At 60.2% G+C, this 18,085-nt stretch carries 14 protein-coding genes and 1 pseudogene; 10 read left to right on the forward strand and 5 right to left on the reverse strand.

Annotation, left to right across the window (positions count from 1 at the left end):
• The first annotated feature begins 4 nt into the window (after positions 1 to 4).
• From rnr to J1W56_RS20660, 4 genes are read left to right on the forward strand one after another with little or no spacing between them, the layout of a single operon-like run.
• Positions 5 to 2,329, forward strand: coding sequence for a ribonuclease R (gene rnr, locus J1W56_RS20645; RefSeq protein WP_404928552.1), 2,325 nt, complete (start codon positions 5 to 7; stop codon positions 2,327 to 2,329).
• Complete coding sequence (locus J1W56_RS20650; protein ID WP_223615167.1) at positions 2,326 to 2,757, forward strand: DUF983 domain-containing protein; 432 nt, start codon at positions 2,326 to 2,328, stop codon at positions 2,755 to 2,757. The genes rnr and J1W56_RS20650 overlap by 4 nt, the downstream gene beginning before the upstream one ends.
• Positions 2,732 to 3,493: an NUDIX hydrolase gene (locus J1W56_RS20655; protein ID WP_374042793.1), complete on the forward strand. Its 762-nt coding sequence runs from the start codon at positions 2,732 to 2,734 to the stop codon at positions 3,491 to 3,493. Before J1W56_RS20650 ends, J1W56_RS20655 begins: the two co-directional genes overlap by 26 nt.
• A gap of 3 nt (positions 3,494 to 3,496) precedes the next feature.
• Entirely contained in the window at positions 3,497 to 4,675 is a 1,179-nt protein-coding gene (locus tag J1W56_RS20660) for an MFS transporter (protein ID WP_223615168.1), read from the forward strand.
• A gap of 251 nt (positions 4,676 to 4,926) precedes the next feature.
• Here J1W56_RS20660 and J1W56_RS20665 read toward each other — a convergent pair whose 3' ends face one another.
• On the reverse strand, positions 4,927 to 5,226 hold the full coding sequence (locus tag J1W56_RS20665) for a hypothetical protein (protein ID WP_223615227.1): 300 nt from the start codon (positions 5,224 to 5,226) through the stop codon (positions 4,927 to 4,929).
• Here J1W56_RS20665 and J1W56_RS26175 point away from each other — a divergent pair.
• The 4 genes and pseudogenes from J1W56_RS26175 to rpmG all read left to right on the forward strand — a co-directional run.
• Positions 5,182 to 6,204 (forward strand): annotated as a pseudogene (locus J1W56_RS26175) (S8 family peptidase); the annotation flags it as partial. The gene J1W56_RS20665 and the pseudogene J1W56_RS26175 overlap by 45 nt on opposite strands.
• Positions 6,205 to 6,237: 33 nt before the next feature.
• Entirely contained in the window at positions 6,238 to 8,781 is a 2,544-nt protein-coding gene (locus tag J1W56_RS20675) for an autotransporter family protein (RefSeq protein ID WP_223615224.1), read from the forward strand.
• A 22-nt stretch (positions 8,782 to 8,803) separates the two neighbouring features.
• Positions 8,804 to 9,082 carry a DUF982 domain-containing protein gene (locus J1W56_RS26180; protein WP_223615225.1) on the forward strand — a complete coding sequence of 93 codons (279 nt, stop codon included), beginning with the start codon at positions 8,804 to 8,806 and terminating at the stop codon, positions 9,080 to 9,082.
• A 249-nt stretch (positions 9,083 to 9,331) separates the two neighbouring features.
• Complete coding sequence (gene rpmG, locus J1W56_RS20685; RefSeq protein ID WP_105735448.1) at positions 9,332 to 9,499, forward strand: 50S ribosomal protein L33; 168 nt, start codon at positions 9,332 to 9,334, stop codon at positions 9,497 to 9,499.
• An 83-nt stretch (positions 9,500 to 9,582) separates the two neighbouring features.
• On the opposite strand, the gene J1W56_RS20690 is transcribed toward rpmG, so the two are convergent.
• Complete coding sequence (locus J1W56_RS20690; protein ID WP_223615169.1) at positions 9,583 to 10,962, reverse strand: PleD family two-component system response regulator; 1,380 nt, start codon at positions 10,960 to 10,962, stop codon at positions 9,583 to 9,585.
• Between the two features lie 28 nt (positions 10,963 to 10,990).
• The gene (locus J1W56_RS20695) at positions 10,991 to 11,362 is read right to left on the reverse strand and encodes a response regulator (protein WP_008122893.1); all 372 of its coding nucleotides are present in this window, start codon (positions 11,360 to 11,362) and stop codon (positions 10,991 to 10,993) included.
• Between the two features lie 301 nt (positions 11,363 to 11,663).
• On the opposite strand from J1W56_RS20695, the gene J1W56_RS20700 reads away from it, so the two are divergent.
• Together J1W56_RS20700 and J1W56_RS20705 are read left to right on the forward strand one after the other, a co-directional pair.
• Positions 11,664 to 11,954: a DUF3572 domain-containing protein gene (locus J1W56_RS20700; RefSeq protein ID WP_223615170.1), complete on the forward strand. Its 291-nt coding sequence runs from the start codon at positions 11,664 to 11,666 to the stop codon at positions 11,952 to 11,954.
• 70 nt (positions 11,955 to 12,024) lie between these two features.
• A complete protein-coding gene (locus J1W56_RS20705) occupies positions 12,025 to 13,341 on the forward strand; it encodes a DNA polymerase IV (protein WP_223615171.1) in 1,317 nt (438 codons plus the stop codon).
• A gap of 215 nt (positions 13,342 to 13,556) precedes the next feature.
• On the opposite strand, the gene J1W56_RS20710 is transcribed toward J1W56_RS20705, so the two are convergent.
• Positions 13,557 to 14,438, reverse strand: a complete 882-nt coding sequence (locus J1W56_RS20710; protein ID WP_223615172.1) for an AraC family transcriptional regulator — start codon at positions 14,436 to 14,438, stop codon at positions 13,557 to 13,559.
• A 117-nt stretch (positions 14,439 to 14,555) separates the two neighbouring features.
• Positions 14,556 to 18,065 (reverse strand): DNA polymerase III subunit alpha, encoded by a 3,510-nt coding sequence (gene dnaE, locus J1W56_RS20715; RefSeq protein ID WP_223615173.1) that lies wholly within the window; start codon positions 18,063 to 18,065, stop codon positions 14,556 to 14,558.
• Positions 18,066 to 18,085: the final 20 nt, after the last annotated feature.

Raw genomic sequence — 18,085 nt, forward strand, 5'->3', positions numbered from 1 at the left:
AACATTGGCACGCCGTATCTCTCCACCCAAAGGAAAAAAGCGGCCTGCCAGTTCCGCAGACACCGGTCGCGAGCCCTATCTGCCGGGCCGCGAGGAAATTCTCCAGTTCATCAAGGAGAATCCGGACCGCGCGGGCAAGCGCGATATCGCCAAGGCCTTCAACCTCAAGGGCGATGCACGCATCGGCCTGAAAGACATTCTGCGCGATCTGGCCGATGACGGCCTGGTGGAAAAGCGGGCAAAGCGCCTTGCCGTTCCCGGCAGCCTGCCGAGCGTTGCCGTCCTCGATATCACCGGACGTGACGGCGATGGCGGGCTGATTGCCAAGCCGGCCGAATGGCCTGCCGATCACGAGGATCGGCCGCCTACCGTTTTCATCCGCGCCTCGCGCAACCAGAAGGGCCCGACGCCCGGCGTCGGCGACCGCGTTCTCGCCCGCATTTTTCAAGGCGCCGATCCGAGCGGTCCGGCCTATACGGCCCGCGTCATCAAGCGCATCGAACACCGCAAGGACGCGGTGCTCGGCGTTTTGCGCCATCTCGACAATGGCGAATGGCGGATCGAGCCGGTGGAGCGGCGGCAGGCGGAGCTTTCCGTCGACCCGGCCCAGCTGAACAATGCCAAGGCGAACGACCTCGTTGAAGTCGAAGTGAGCAAGATCGGCCGCTACGGGCTGGCGCTTGCCCGGATCAGCCAGATCATCGGCTCCGTTGCCAGCGAGCGGGCGCTGTCGATGATCGCCATCCACGAGCACGAAATCCCGCATGTGTTTCCCGACAGCGTCATTGCCGAGGCGGAAAAGGCCAAGCCCGCCACCATGGCGCACCGGGAGGACTGGCGGCACGTGCCGCTTGTCACCATCGATCCGGCCGACGCCAAGGATCACGACGATGCCGTCTGCGCCGAAGCGGACACGGACGAGAAGAATCCCGGCGGCTTCATCGCAACCGTCGCCATCGCCGACGTCGCCGCCTACATCACGCCGGGTTCGGCACTCGACCGCGAAGCGCTGAAGCGCGGCAATTCGGTCTATTTCCCCGACCGCGTCGTTCCCATGCTGCCGGAGCGCATTTCCAACGACCTGTGCTCGCTGAAGGAACTGGTCGACCGCCCCGCCCTTGCCGTGCGCATGATTTTCGGTGCCGACGGGCGCAAGATTTCGCACACATTCCACCGCATCATGATGCGCTCGCATGCGCGCCTGTCCTATCCGCAGGCACAGGCCGCCATTGACGGTGCGACCGACGAGAAGACGGCGCCCATTCTCGACAGCATCCTGAAGCCGCTCTGGGCGGCCTATGCCGTGCTCAAGCGCGGGCGCGATTCCCGCGAACCGCTGGAACTCGACCTGCCGGAAAAGAAAATCCTGCTGACGCCGGAAGGCAAGGTCGACAAGGTGGTGATTCCGCCACGCCTCGATGCGCACAAGCTCATCGAAGAATTCATGATCCAGGCCAATGTCGCCGCCGCCGAAACGCTGGAGCGCAAGCGCCAGCCGCTGATCTTCCGCATCCACGATGCGCCCTCGCTGGCCAAGCAGGAAATTCTGCGCGAGTTTTTGCGCACGCTGGATATTTCGCTGGCGCGCGGCGCCGAACTGCGCCCGAACCAGTTCAACCATATTCTCAAGCGCGTCGAAGGCAGCGAACAGCAGGAACTGGTCAACCAGGTCGTCCTGCGCTCGCAGTCGCAGGCGGAATACAACCCCGAGAATATTGGCCATTTCGGTCTCAACCTGCAGAAATATGCGCACTTCACCTCGCCGATCCGCCGTTACGCCGACCTGATCGTGCATCGCGCGCTGATCGCGGCGCTGGCGCTTGGCCCCGACGGCATCACCCATAAGGAAGAGGAAGATCTGCCGGAGATCGCCGCGCTGATTTCCACTTCGGAGCGGCGCGCCATGGCGGCCGAACGCGACACGGTCGACCGGCTGATCGCCCATCACCTCGCCGGACAGGTCGGCAGCAGTTTCCAGGGGCGGATTTCCGGCGTGACCAAGGCCGGGCTGTTCGTTGCCCTTGCGACATATGGTGCCGATGGCTTTATTCCCATTTCAACCCTCGGCGATGATTACTATCTTTACGACGAAACCAACCATGCCCTTTCGGGCGAAAGAAGCGGCAAGGGCTTCCGGCTGGGCGATATCGTCGATGTGCGCCTGATCGAGGCCCTGCCGGTGGCGGGTGCATTGCGGTTCGAAATGCTGACCGAACCGCATGCCGTTCCAAGCGGCGTGCGCTCGCACCACAAGGCCAAGCGTTTTGCGCGCGGAAGCCAGAAACGTCCGGGTGGGTTTTCCCGCGGCGGGCGAAGAGGTAAGGGATGACGGAACATTTTTTTGGTGCGGATACTGCCCCGGCAAGACCCGTCCGCCCGGTCGGTCAGGCCATGTGGCGCGGCTTTCGCAGCCGCTGCCCGCATTGCGGCGAAGGAAAACTGTTCCGCGCCTTCGTCAAATCGGTCGACCGCTGCGCCGTCTGCGGCGAGGACTATACCCACCAGCAAGCCGATGATTTTCCTGCTTATATAACCATCACAATTGTAGGCCATATTGTGCTGGGCGGATTCCTCGCGGTGGAAACGCTCGTCCTGCTTTCAAGCTGGGTGCATCTGGCAATCTGGGCACCCCTCACGGTTGCCATGTCCATCGCCCTGCTCCAACCGATAAAGGGCGCGATCATTGGATTGCAATGGGCCAATTACATGCATGGTTTCGGCGGCGAAACCGATGAGCTGGAACCGCCGGAACGGTGACACGATGCCATTGAGCGACCTCGACAAATCCGCGCCTGCCAAAGCCGCACACGCCCGCCTGCGGCCGCGCGATGCCGCATCGCTGCTGCTCGTTGACCGCACGGGCAAGGATGTGCGCATCCTCATGGGCCGGCGCCACATGCGCCATGTCTTCATGCCGGGGAAATTCGTGTTTCCGGGCGGGCGCACCGAACGGGCCGATGGCCGGATTGCCGCCTTTGGCGAGCTGACGCCGGCTGACGAGGGCAATCTTTTGAAGGGCATGGGCACGCGCCCCAGCACCCAGCGCTGCCGCGCCCTCGCCCTTTCCGCCATCCGCGAGACGTTTGAGGAAGCCGGGCTGTTCCTCGGCCGGCACGCACCCGCCGCCATCGGCCACCCCGACTGGGCGGCCTTTGACCAGCGCGGCATCCTGCCCGACCTTTCGGCCATGCGCTATTTTGCCCGCGCCACCACGCCGCCCGGCGGCTCGCGCCGCTTCGACACGCGCTTTTTCATGGCCTTCCGCGAAGCGGTGGCCGACAGCCTGCCCGAAGGCACCGGACCGTCGCTGGAGCTCGAGGAGCTGTGCTGGCTGCCCTTCAACGACGCCCTGAAGCTCGATATTCCGACGATCACCCGCGCCATCATCCAGGAGGCACAGGCGGTGCTGGAGACCAATCCGGCCCTGCAACCCGGCCACACCGTCGTTGAATACCGCATGAAATACGGGCGCTTCGTCCGAGAGGTCTTCTAGTTCATGGATGCAATGCAGAAGACGTCCGACCAGATCGTGGTCCGGTCATCCTGGCGCGCCCTTGTTGCGGCCATCGCGACGATCAGTGCCGTCGGTGTCGCCATCGGCCTCGGCATTCCGCTGCTCAGCGTCATCCTGGAAAATCGCGGCCATTCCGCCACGATGATCGGCCTCAATGCGGCGGTTGCCGGCATCGCCTCCATCGTGGCCGCGCCCTTCGCCGCCTCCATCGCCGCGCGGCTGGGTGTGGTGCCGACATTGCTGATCATGCTTCTGATCGGTGCCTGCTCCTTCTTCGGCTTCTATGTCTTCAGCGATTTCTGGGTCTGGGTGGTGCTGCGCGTCTTCCTGCATTTCGCCCTGACCATGCTGTTCATCCTGTCGGAATACTGGATCAACACCGCCGCCCCGCCGGAAAAACGCGGGCTGGTGCTCGGCGTCTACGCCACGGTGCTGTCCATGGGCTTTGCGCTCGGACCCTGGCTGTTTTCACGCATCGGCAGCACCGGCATCACGCCGTTTGCCGTTGGCTTCGGCATCATCATCTTTGCCATGCTGCCTGTTCTCCTCGCCTGGAAGGAAAGCCCCGATTTTCATGAGGAAGAACATGTGCCCTTCGCCCCCTTCATCTGGGCGGTGCCGACGGCAACGGCCGCCGTGTTCGTGTTCGGCGCGGTGGAAACCGGCGGCTTTGCGCTGTTTCCGGTCTACGGCTCGCGCATCGGCTACAGCGAGGCGGATGCCGCCCTGCTCCTGACCACCATCGGCCTTGGCAATGTGCTGATGCAGATCCCGATCGGCCTGCTCAGCGACCATGTGCAGGACCGCCGCAAGATCCTGCTTGTCTGCGCGCTGGTCGGGCTTGCCGGCATGTGCATCCTGCCCTTCATCACCGCCAACTGGTATCTGGTGGCGGGCCTGTTCTTCATCTGGGGCGGCGTGGTGGCCGGGCTCTATACGGTCGGCCTTGCGCATCTCGGCTCGCAGCTCACCGGCCGCGAACTCGCCTCGGCCAATGCGGCGTTCGTGTTCTGCTATGCCGTCGGCATGCTGGTCGGCCCGCAGGCACTGGGTCTCGGCATGGATGCGATGGGTCCCGGCGGATTTGCGGTGTCGCTGGCGATATTCTTCGCCGGTTACGCGCTTCTGGTCGGTTCCCGGCTGATAAGACGCAGGAATTAGGGCGCGCATTGGTCTCTTTTCGGAGAATCACCCGAAGCTACACCACAAAGTAGAACAAGTTTACTACTTCTAATTATGCGGGAAAAAATGGGTAGAATTTCTTAATACTTTAGTCTGACTTGCCGCCAAAACCGGCGGGTTAACGCTTTGCCCATATATTTTGCACTTGACTATTACACGTCATTGCAACTCTATTTGCCTCACATTTTATTTTTCTATTTCTGCATTTCAAACGACGCTTATATTGGGAACTATATTTCATGTTTTTTCACGCCTCTGGCGCGGCTTTTTCCGCGCGTTCTGATCGCTTGTCCAAATTCCGCAACCATCTGATGAGCAGCGTCTGTGCTGCGCTGATCGTTGCTGCTGCCGGACCCGGAGCCCATGCGCAGGAGGTGCCGGGCAAGTATTTCAATGCCGATGGCAGCAGGACGGACGATCTGGAAAAGGCGGCGGCGACATGGCGGAACGATCCAGAATTCGGAAGAAATTTTGGCATCGGCGCGATGAAAACAGAATACGCTTATGCCAGAGGTTTGAGCGGTGTCCATATAAAACTCGGAGTATTTGATAACGGAACGTGGAGAGGGCACTCAGAGTTCGCCGCTCCTGGCAAACTAGAAACCATCACCACGACGGGCACGCGGGCCTATACGGATCCTTATGTGTTGGCTGCCAAACAATCTGGAAACAAAGGAGACCCTTTTGTATTGGATGGAGGGGATTCAATCCCTTGGGCATCCCGAAGTATATATCATGGCACAGGGGTCGCAGGCATTGTCGGAGCTCTTCGCAATGGAAAAGGCATGCATGGTATTGCATTTAACTCTAGCATCGTTGCCGCAAGCAACGGCGATCCAGGACCAGAGGATGGCATCGTTGAAGGCAACGACGAGAACATATACCGCGCCGGGTTTGATGCACTCATCAATGCAGGGGTGCGAGGTATCGTCAACAGTTGGGGTATCGGTTATGATGAAAAAACAAATGGAATCAACCTGCCGCCGCCTTTATACCGCGTCGGCACCAAACCCTACAAATTGAGCGATGGTATTGCTCAATATAATTCCAATCCTACACATGGAACTTATGCCGCCGCCGAAAAAGTAGCACGGGCTGGCATTGTGCAAATTTTTGCGGCAGGAAATGATTACGGTTCCGAACCGGAAAGCATTCCGGGCCTCCCGCACTTCAGGCCGGATATTGAAGCTAACTGGATCACCGTAGTAGCGCTGACATCCCAGGGATCACCAGCAAGCTATACGAACTTTTGTGGTTACACGAAATGGTATTGCGTTTCTGCGCCTGGCCATCTGACAAACACGTCTTCATTCGATGGAAGCGGTGACAAAAAAATAGAAACTTATAAAGATTTTACGGGCACGTCTGCAGCAGCTCCGCACGTACTTGGAGCATTGGGATTGGTATTCGAGCGCTTTCACTACCTTACAAATGCTCAGGCACGCGATGTGTTGCTGACAACTTCTAATCATCTTGGAACGAGCGATGCAAACACACCTGATAAGCTTTATGGTTGGGGCCTAATCGATCTTAAGAAAGCCATGGCAGGCCCTGCCCAATTCCTCGGCCGGTTCGATGCCAATCTGGGTGCCGGCGTGAAGGACATCTGGAGCAACGACATCTCGCAGGTGGCGCTGGATCAGCGCAAGCGGGAAGAAGCCGAGGAGGTGGCGGCCTGGGCTGCGCGCAAGAAGGCGCAGGGCTGGGAGAGCGGTATCGGCGAAAAACAGCGCTCGGAACTGGCGAAGATAATCGAACCGCAGTTTTCTTCTGATAAGATCGCTACCGCCGAAGCCCTGCTGACTGATCTCGTCAAAGCCGTGGCCGCCGGAAAACCTGTTCCTTCTCTCATTAAGAAGGGTGATCCGGGTTATGATGCCAATTTCGCTGCACGTGATGCAGCGTATAAAGCCAATGCCCCAATAAACGCAGCCAACAGCAAAATCAAAGCTGATCCGCTTGCATCGGCCCTGCTTGCCGACTTCACAAAAGCTTATCCGAAAGCAGTCACAACGTACGGAACAGATCCCAGCGCAGATTTTGCAGCCTACAAGGCCGGTCGAAAAGACGATCCTCTCGCGGTGCTGAAACAGAAAATGCTGCCTGAGCAGATAGCCGCGCTGGAGACGGAATATCAATTCAGTGAATCCCGCACGGCCTATCTCTCCGGCAAGCTTGCCGATCCGAAATTTTACGATGCGGGGCTGACGAAATCCGGGCCGGGCTCGCTGTGGTTGACGGGCAAGAATACCTATCGCGGCGATACGGTGATCAATGGCGGCGAACTTGGCATCGGGCTTGGCGGTTCCATCGTCTCGGCATCGGTTATCAATGATACGAGCCTTTTGACCGTCGATGGCACGGCGGCTGCGGTGACGGCGAATGCGGGCGGGCAGGTGAAGGTCAATGCCAGTGGTGCGACCGGCGATCTCATGCTGAATGGCGGCTTTGCCTCGGTCGATGGCCGTAGCGGCGCGGCGGTGGTCAACACAGGCGGCGTACTTAGCGGCATCGGTACGGTGGAGCGTCTGGCCATGCATGAGGGCGGCGTGGTCGCGCCGGGAAACTCGATCGGCATATTGCATGTGGCAACCGATGCCAGCTTTGACAAAGATACCGGCATGCTCATTCAGGTGGCTGCCGACGGGCGCAGCGACCGTTTGGAAGTTGCAGGCAAGGCGACGCTGCTCGGCGGCGTGGTGACTGTGACGACCGAAGACGGCACGGCACCGTTGTCTCCGGCCGAAACGCTCGCGCTGCTGGGTAAGACATACACGATACTATCAGCGGTGGGCGGCGTGAGCGGAGCGTTCGATACGGCCCTGCCGCACTATTACTTCATCGGCGCCGCACTCGCCTATGCAGCCAATGACGTCACGGTGAGCCTTGCGCGCAACAATGTTGCCTTTGCCGCTATCGGCGAAACGAGAAACCAGAAGGCGGCGGCTTCCGGGGTTGAGAGCCTGGGTCGCGGCAATCTCCTCTATGACATGGTAGCTGTCTCAACCGTGACGCAGGATCTGCCCGCCGGTTTCTCCGCCCTGTCGGGCGAGGCGCATGCCACCTTGCGCGGCACGCTGCTGCAGGATGCCGGGCTGGTCAGCGGAGCGGCGTCTGAGCGGGTGCGTGCGGCGTTTGACGGTGTCGCCGCCAAAGCCGCACCGGTTGCAACGCTGCTCGCCTATGGTCCCGATGACAAGGCCAAGGGCAGGCAGAGTGCCGATGAGGCGTTTGATGCAACAGCCCCGGCACCAGCCGCCGCAACCACCGCTTTGTGGGGACAGGCCTATGGCGGTTGGAGCCATGGCGCCAGCGATGGCAATGCCGCCGCCTATAGCAGAAACACCGGCGGCATCGTCACCGGCATGGACGGCGTGATTGCCGGGACATGGCGTTTTGGTTTGCTGGCCGGTTATGGCTCGACATCGCTGCATGGGGCGGGGTCGTCCGTCTCCGCCGACAGCTATCAGCTGGGTGTCTATGGCGGCACGAAGATCGATGCACTGACATTGAGCCTCGGCACGGTGCTGGCGCATCATGAGATCGATACGCGCCGCACGGTCGCCTTCGGCTCGTTGGCCGAGACGGACACCGCCGGTTACAGCGCCAACACGGTGCAAATCTTCGGCGAGGCCGCTTATCGCATCGAGACGCCCTACGCGGCGCTCGAACCCTTCGCCGCGGCGGCCCATACCCACCTGAAGACGGCAGGCTTCACCGAAACCGGCGGCATTGCCGCCCTGTCGGCGCCGTCATCCACCACGGACCTGACGACGACGACACTCGGGCTCAGGGCATCGCGCGCCTTCACCCTCGGCAACGCCACGACCCTGACGGCACGCGGCATGGTGGGCTGGCGGCATGCCTATGGCGATGTCACGCCGCAGGCGCAGCTGGCCTTTGCCAGCGGCGGCGAAAGTTTCGATGTCAGCGGCCTGCCGGTTGCCGCCGATGCGGCGCTGGTGGAAGCCGGCCTCGCCTTCGATATCGGCAAGGCCACCACGCTGGGCCTCACCTATACCGGACAGTTCTCCTCCGGCGTCAACGACAATGCGGTCAAAGCCGATCTGACGGTGAGGTTTTGAGGCAATAAACATGGTTGTTGCGATGAGAAACCTATCTTTCCCATATGTCACAATCGAGACTGCAAGGACCGGGACTCTGCGAAACATATCGAGTGTGGAAGAAGCGTATGAATGGCTTACGCTTTACTGGCCCAAACATTCCAGAGGTGAGCGGTGGTCCGCCGCTCACCAAGCCTGCATTGATGCTGTTAGCCGGAGGGGAAACCCTGTAATCGTTCAAAAGGCGTTCATCGAAGCTGCAAAAGAAGCCGGGATCTATTTTAACCAGCAGAAATTTCTTGCGCAGGTACGAAAAACGTGAATGTCACCGCAATTTTCTGAATCACGTATTGTGCAACGCCATTCACGCTCGCATCCAAGATACAGATCGAACTTTGATCACGACATTCCCTGCCCTTCTGCTCCTTACACAAGCGGAATAGCGAGATTACAGCACCTCTACCCTTGACTTTTTGCCGAGTGTTGGTACATGTCCGCCTGAATTTCCGCTTATAGCCACGTTGTTGGACTGAACGGCGGTCCTCTTCTAATAAAGACAGGTAAACTGAAAATGGCTAAGGCTGCAAATATCAAGATCAAGCTTCTGTCGACCGCTGACACCGGTTTCTTCTACGTTACGAGCAAGAACAGCCGTACGAAGACAGAGAAGTTCTCTTTCCGCAAGTACGACCCGGTCGTACGCAAGCACGTTGAATTCAAGGAAACCAAGATCAAGTAATCCTGGATTTTTCCGCATGTTCAAAATGCCGCCTTCGGGCGGCATTTTTGTTTGTGGGGATTGGCAATCCGATTCGGGCGGCCTCATGCCGCCTCGGAGACAACCTTGTTGCGGCCCGATGCCTTGGCGCCATACAGCGCCTCGTCGGCACGTTTGAGCATGTTCTGCACGCTGTCATCCTTCGACTGCACGCTGGCAATGCCGATGCTGATGGTCACAGGCACGCCGGTGGTGCCGTCATCGACGAAAAACGGCGTCGAGGCCACTTCACGCCGGATGCGCTCGGCGACAATGGCCGCCATCGTCAGGTCCGTATCGGGCATGACGATGAAGAATTCTTCCCCGCCATAGCGGCTGGCGAGGTCGCTGCCGCGCACGTTGCGGCGCAGGCGCTGGGCAAATTCGCGCAGCACCTCATCCCCGCCATCATGGCCATAGGTGTCGTTGATCAGCTTGAAGCGGTCGATGTCCGTCATCAGGATCGACAGCGGACGGCGGCGGTCCACGGCGCGCTTGAACAGGGTTGCCAGGTGCGTTTCCAGATACAGCCGGTTGTGCAGGCCCGTCAGGCTGTCGGTGACGGCCATCTCGTAGGTCTTGACGACACTGGCGCGCAGGCCGTCATGATAGGCCTTGCGGCGCAGCTGCGTGCGCAGGCGCGCCAGCAATTCGTTGGAATTGAGCGGCCGTACCACATAATCGTTGACGCCAAGCTCCAGCGCGCGGCGGACCTTCGGTTCCTCGCCCTGATCGGCGACGAATATGATCGGCATCGACCGCGTGTTGTCGAGCGAGCGCAACTGCGCGCAAATGCGCAGCGGATCGTAATCGGCAAAGCTCGATGCGATGATCAGGCAGTCGTGATTGCCCTGAATGGCGTCGAAAAAACCCGTCTGCGGATCGGTCTGCACGTCAACGGTGCATTCTTCCGCCAGAATGGTTCTGATTCGTTCGACGCTGCCAGGCCGCTCGTCGATGAGCAGCACCTTGGCATCCCGGGCTATGGCTTCGACACCGCTGGGAAAGCGCAGGATGGACTCAAGGCCGACATCGCGGGTCGTTGCCACCCGCAGCCGCAATTCGTCGGTGAGATTCTTCAGCCGCACCAGGCTTTTCACCCGGGCAAGCAATTGCAGGTCGTTGACCGGCTTGGTGAGAAAATCATCGGCGCCGAAATTCAAGCCGGTGATCCGGTCCATATCCTGATCGAGCGCTGTCACCAGAATGACCGGGATATGCGCGGTGGCGGGCTGCGATTTCAGCCGGCGGCAGACCTCGAACCCGTCCATGCCCGGCATCATGACATCGAGAAGGATGACATCGACGCTGTTGTTTTCGCAGAACTCCAGCGCTTCATAGCCGTTCGACGCCGTCACGACTTCATAATATTCGGCGCTCAACCGCGCTTCCAGAAGCTTCACGTTGGCAGGAACATCATCTACGACAAGTATGCGGGCCGTCATAGTTCACTTCTCCGGGAAAACTGACGGCTCATGCGTCACCAAGGTAGGATTTGATGGTTTCGATGAATTTCGGCACGGAAATCGGCTTGGATATATAGGCCTCGCAGCCGCCCTGCCGGATACGTTCCTCGTCGCCCTTCATCGCGAAGGCCGTGACGGCGATGATGGGGATCACATGCAGATCATCATCCGCCTTCAGCCATTTGGTCACTTCGAGCCCGGAAACCTCCGGCAGCTGGATATCCATGAGGATCAGATCGGGGCGATGCTCGCGCGCCAGATCGAGGGCTTCGAGACCGTTGCGTGTACGGATCGTTTCATAGCCGCTGGCTTCGATAAGGTCGCGGAAGAGCTTCATGTTGAGCTCATTGTCCTCGACAATCATGACTTTCTTCACCATTGGCAACGTCCCGTTGATCATGCGTGGCGTGGGATTGCCGCCTTGACAAGGCTCCCACCGCAGCATCATTGAATGGATGCAAGTAATAGCGCGTTTTGATTGATGAAAAGGTAACTCTTCACGGCGGTCAAAAAATGCTGCAGATCATGTTTAACCAAGGCTTTATTGAACATCTTCTTTTGTAGAGATTCAATTGGTCATTGGCCCTTCCGCCTGCAATGGGGTCGCGGCAGGCGGTCAAACGGGAATATTGTTTTCAAGGGTGTTCGGATGAACACACATTTCGGGACAGACAGGCAGAATGAAACAGCAGATGAACCTTGAGAATGCACAGGATCTGGCGATCAATGCCCTGGTTTTCCTGGCGCAGGACAGTGAATTGCTGCCGCGCTTTCTTGCCCTCACGGGCATCACGGCGGATCAAATCCGCCAGGCGGCGCAGGAGCCGGGATTTCTGGCCGGCGTGCTGCAGTTCTACCTGGCGCATGAACCGACGCTGATGCGCTATTGCGAGGCGACAGAGACCGACCCTGCCCTGTTCCAGCAGGCGCTGCGGCTGCTGCCGGGCGGACGGCAGGAGGATGTGTACTAACGCGCAAACGGCTTGCAAGAGACCTGTCTCTTCAGTAAGTTCGGCATGTTCTATTTATGTTCCGAGCATCATGGCCCCCCTCAACGATCCTGAATTTGGATTCTGCCGCGACTGTCTGACAGCGCAGACCTCGGCCGGACGCCGCTGCCAGCAATGCGGCAGCCCGCGCCTGCTGCGCCATCCGGAACTCTACAGGCTCTCCATTGCCCATGTGGACTGCGATGCATTCTATGCCTCGGTGGAAAAACGCGACAATCCGGAGCTGCGCAACAAGCCCGTCATCATCGGCGGCGGCAAGCGCGGTGTGGTCTCCACCGCCTGTTATGTCGCGCGCATTCACGGCGTGAAATCCGCCATGCCGATGTTCAAGGCGCTGGAGGCCTGCCCGCATGCGGTGGTGATCAGCCCGAACATGGAAAAATATGTGCGCGTGGGGCGCGAAATCCGCCAGATGATGCGCGATCTGACGCCGCAGGTGGAACCGCTGTCGATCGACGAGGCGTTTCTCGACCTGTCAGGCACGCAGCGCCTGCACCACGATCCGCCGGTGCGGGTCATGGCGCAGTTTTCCAACCGGGTGGAAAAGGAAATGGGCCTGTCGGTTTCCGTCGGCCTCTCCTATTGCAAGTTCCTAGCAAAAATCGCCTCGGATTTTGACAAGCCGCGCGGCTTTTCCGTCATCGGCGAAGCGGAAACCCCGCATTTCCTGCATGACAAGCCGGTGACGATGATCTGGGGTGTCGGCAAGGTGTTTGCCGCCACACTGGAGAAGGACGGCATCCGCACCATCGGCCAATTGCAGACCATGGAGCTTGGCGCGCTGATGGCCGCCTATGGCAGCATGGGCCAGCGCCTTTACCAGCTGTCGCGCGGCATCGACACGCGCCGGGTGGAGCCGGACGGCGAATCCAAGAGCGTATCGGCGGAAACGACGTTCAACGAGGATATCGGCACGCTGGAAGAGCTGGTTTCGATTCTGCGCTCGCTCTCCGAAAAAGTGTCACGCCGCCTGAAAGCGGCCGATATTGCCGGCCGGACTGTGGTTCTCAAGCTCAAATCCCGCGATTTCAAGCTGAAAACCCGCAATCGCCAATTGGCCGACCCGACTCAGCTTGCCGACCGGATTTTCCGCACGGGACTGGCGCTGCTGGAAAAGGAGATCGACGGCACGCGGTTCCGGCTCATCGGCATCGGCGTGAGTGACCTCAGTGACGATGGCCGCGCCGATCCGCTCGATCTCGTCGATGTGCAGGCGACCAAGCGGGCCGTGGCGGAGACGGCCATCGACAAGCTGCGCGGAAAGTTCGGCAACAACGCCGTCGAAACCGGCTATACCTTCGGCAAGATCAGGCAAAGGACACGGCCGGTCCCGGACGAGATTGATTGATTGGATTCAAAGGTTTGTCAGATTTGTTTAAAAGATTGAATCCGGCCCTGCTGCAAGACCATTTGTGCGTGGTTCGACAAGCACCACGCAGGATGCCTTTTGCAGCAAAGCAAAGGAGAGATGGCCAGGCCGCGAAGCCATGAATCACAGAGATTGACGGATGGCAGCCGGTCCGTTTCACGCGATCAAACAGGACAGGCCACCAGCCAAAGGCGCTATTTCAGCGGCAGAAACAGGTCCGCAACCGCCTCATGCTCCGGCACCTCCGGGAAGAAGCTCAGACGCTGGCAATAGATCGGGAAGTCGCGCGCTTCCTCGCCGCTGGCCGGAAGCCAGTCACGATACAGGTAGAGCGCGGCGGGCTCCAGATTGTCGGTGTTGCCGACGACGCGCAGCACCGCACAGCGACCACCGGGAATCTCGCCGGCCTTGATCTGCTCGCCATTCACCTCGACTGGCTGGTCGGTGCCGACACAAAGGTCCATGCTGTAATCGGCAGGCGACGCGGGACACCGCTCGGAATGCCAGACCGTGAAGGTCGGACTTGTCCTGGGGTGCAGGCCAGCGGCCTTGCGCCATGTGATGAACCGCTGGATGGTGGCACCGATCATCGCGGGGTCACCCCGATGTTCCATGATCGCCACCGGCGTCGGGGCCACAGCGCGAATCGTCACGTCATTCGTGGTAAAAGTCTTCTGCATGAGCTTGCTCCTCGCATTGTCAAAAGGCCCGAAGGCCGCAAGCCACGGCTCCCAATCGGGAGATTTTCTGAACGACGAAGGCGATTGCCCGAACCGTTGCCGAAAGGCGCGGGCGAAAGCATCGGGTGCATCGTAACCGGCATCCATCGCTATGTCCGTGACGCTCTGGGCGTCTATGTAGGCCAGCCGATACGAAGCGCGCTTCATACGGGCAAGCTGGACATAGCGATGCACGGATAACCCGAAGGTCGACATGAACTGCCGGTGGAAATGGTATTTCGAGAACGCGGCGACACCGCTCAGCGCTTCCAAACCCAGATCATCGTCGAGATGCTGTTCGATGTGATCCAGCACCCGTTGCATCCGGGCATGGTAGTTTTCAAGTGCCGCCTTCATCGCCTGTTCCTCCGTGGCGGCACCAGCTAGCCCCTTGCGGATATACAGCGCTCGACCGATCTTGCGGTTTGGGAGGGATCGATCGATACAGTCCAACGCGCCTCAGTGCGGTGTGACCTAAACCATCTCCACATCGACCACGCCGGGAATGGCCTTCATGGCGCTGGCGACCTGCGGGCCGACGCGATAGCGGTTCGGCAGTTCGATCTCCACTTCGCTGGCGCCATTCTCCTTGATCAGGATGAGCGAGACGATCTGGCCGTCATTCTGCGGGGCGAGATAGGGCGTGATGGCGCTCAGCGGCTCGCTGGAGCGCATATAGAGGCGCAAGGCCTTCTGCATGCGCGTGGCTTCATCCTCAAGCGACTGCGCCGTCTGGATGCGCAGGCTGATGCCCTCCGGCCGGTCTTCGGCCCCAACGGTCACCACGACGGAGCGTCCCGGCTCCAAGAGATCGCGGTACTGCGCCAGCGCCTCGGAGAAAAGCACTGCCTCGAACTGACCCGATGCATCGGAAAACTGGATGATGCCCATCTTGTTGCCGGTCTTGGTCTTGCGTTCCTGCTTGGCGGTGATGGTTCCGGCGAGCCGTCCGGCATTGGCGCCGCGTTTGACCGCAGCGGAAAATTCGGCCCAGCTCTGCACCCGCATCTTTTCGAGGATCGGCCGGTATTCGTCGAGCGGATGGGCGGAAAGGTAAAAACCCGCCGCCTCGAATTCGCGCCGCAGTTTTTCCGCCGACAGCCATGGCGCCGCATTGGGCAGCTGCAGCCCCTGCGATCCGCCTGCGGCCATGCCGCCAAAAATATCCGCCTGTCCGCTGACACTGTCTTCCTGCGTGCGCTGCGCATGGCCGATGATGCGATCGAGACCGGCGATGAGCGCCGGGCGTTCCCGCCCGAAGCAGTCGAACGCCCCGGCGTTGATCAGGCTTTCAAACACGCGCCGGTTGACGACGCGCGGATCGATGCGTTCGCAGAAATCCTCGAGGCTGGCATAGGGCGTGTCGCCGCGCTTCTCGACGATATGGTCGACCGCCGCCTCGCCGACGCCCTTGATGGCGGCGAGCGAATAGAAAATGCGGTTGTCGCCAACTTCAAACAGGCGGAACGAAGTATTGACCGAAGGGGTGACCACCTCGATGCCCAGCCGCAGTGCCTCGCGGCGGAAATCGTTGAGCTTGTCGGTGTTCGCCATATCGTAGGTCATCGATGAAGCGAGGAACTCGACGGGATAATGCGCCTTCATATAGGCGGTCTGGAACGACACGATGGCATAGGCGGCGGCGTGCGACTTGTTGAAGCCGTAGTCGGCGAATTTTGCCAAGAGGTCGAAAATGAAGTTGGCCTGCGGCTTGGTCACACCGCGTTCCACCGCGCCATCGACGAAGCGGACGCGCTGCATGTCCATCTCGGAGCGGATCTTCTTACCCATGGCACGGCGCAGCAGATCGGCTTCGCCCAGCGTATAGCCGGACATTTCCTGCGCGATCTGCATCACCTGTTCCTGGTAGATGATGACGCCCTGGGTTTCCTTGACGAGATGGTCGATCTTGGGATGGATCGACGCCATCTCCTCGTCGCCATTCTTGCGCGCGTTGTAGGTCGGGATGTTTTCCATCGGACCCGGACGGTACAGCGCCACAAGCGCGATGATATCCTCGATCCGATCGGGCTTCATGCCGATCAGCGCCTTGCGCATGCCGGTGCTTTCCACCTGGAACACGCCGACCGTTTCGCCGCGCGACAGCATTTCATAGCTGAGCTTGTCATCGAGCGGCAGATTGGACAAATCCACCGTGATGCCGCGCCGCTTGACCAGATTGACCGCAGTCTGCAGCACCGTCAGGGTTTTCAGGCCGAGAAAGTCGAATTTGACCAGCCCGGCCTCTTCCACCATCTTCATGTTGAACTGCGTGACCGGCATGTCGGAGCGCGGATCGCGGTACATCGGCACGAGTTCGGACAGCGGGCGGTCGCCGATGACGATACCGGCGGCGTGGGTCGAGGCGTGGCGGTACAGCCCCTCCAGCTTCAGCGCAATATCGAGCAGGCGCTCGACAACCGGTTCCTTGTCGCGTTCTTCGCGCAGGCGCGGCTCATCCTCGATGGCCTTTGCCAGCGTCACCGGATTGGCCGGATTGGCCGGAACCATCTTGGTCAGACGGTCCACCTGCCCATAGGGCATTTCGAGCACGCGGCCGACGTCGCGCAGCACGGCGCGCGCCTGCAGCGTTCCGAAGGTGATGATCTGCGCCACCTGATCACGGCCATACTTGGCCTGAACATAGCGGATGACCTCGTCGCGCCGCTCCTGACAGAAGTCGATGTCAAAGTCGGGCATCGAGACGCGGTCGGGATTGAGGAAGCGTTCGAACAGCAGGGAGAAGCGCAGCGGATCGACGTCGGTGATCGTCAGCGCATAGGCAACGAGCGAACCCGCACCGGAGCCACGACCGGGACCGACAGGAATATCATGGGCTTTCGCCCATTTGATAAAGTCGGAAACGATGAGGAAGTAACCCGGATATTTCATCCGGGTGATGATGGAAATCTCATATTCCAGCCGTTCGGCATATTCCTGCGCCGTGTGGCCATCGGCCATGCCGAGCGTCGCAATGCGGCTTGCCAGGCCTTCGCGCGCCTGCCGGGCCAGTTCGTCGGCTTCCTCCTGCAGGGCAGCTTCGGGATCGTCGCTTTCACCGGTGAAGCGCGGCAGGATCGGCGCGCGGTTCTTCGGATAATAGGAACAGCGCAGCGCGATCTCGACGGTATTTTCCAGCGCCTCGGGCAGATCGGCAAACAGCGCCACCATCTCGTCTTCGGTCTTGAGATAATGGTCCGGCGTCAGGCGGCGGCGATCGTCGATGGAAAGCAGTGAACCCGCCGCAATGGCCAGCAACGCATCATGCGCCTCATAGTCGGCGCTCTTGGAGAAGAACACGTCATTGGTGGCAACCAGAGGCAGTTCCAGCTCATAGGCAAGCGCGATATGGGTCGCTTCGAGGGCGCGGTCATAGCCGCGATGGCGCTGCAGCTCGACATAGAGCCGGTCGCCATAGAGCGAGCGCAGATGGATCAGCCGCTGGCGGGCGCGGTCGATACGGTCGTCCTTGATCGCCTTGGCGATCGGCCCCTCGGGACCGCCGGAAAGAACGATGATTCCATCGGAAAGACCCGGCAGCCAGGAGGCGGCAACATGGACGGGATCGCCGGCGGGCGTTTCCAGATAGGCGCGGCTGACAAGCCGGACGAGATTGGCATAGCCCGTTTCCGTCGCCGCCAGCAGCACGAGCGGCGCAAGCCCGAGCGCTTCGCGCCGGTTGGCGCTGCGGCTTTCCTCGGCCTGATCGTGAAAGGCGATGTCGAGCTGGCAGCCGATGATCGGCTGCAAGCCGGACTTCGAACCCTTCTGGGCAAATTCGAGCGCCCCGAACAGATTGTTGGTGTCGGTGATGGCGATGGCCGGGCTTTTGTTGGACGTGGCGAGATCGATGACCTTGGCGACCTGCAGTGCGCCTTCCAGCAGGGAATAGGCGGAATGCACCCGCAGATGGACGAAACGAAGCGCCTGCTTTTCCGCACTGCCTTCGCCGGGTCTGCCCTGTCCGTCTGCCACTGTATCCATCTCCAGAAAATTCCGGCGAA

Origin of the sequence: Phyllobacterium calauticae (assembly GCF_019991125.1) — a bacterium.
GTDB classification, from domain to species: domain Bacteria; phylum Pseudomonadota; class Alphaproteobacteria; order Rhizobiales; family Rhizobiaceae; genus Phyllobacterium; species Phyllobacterium calauticae.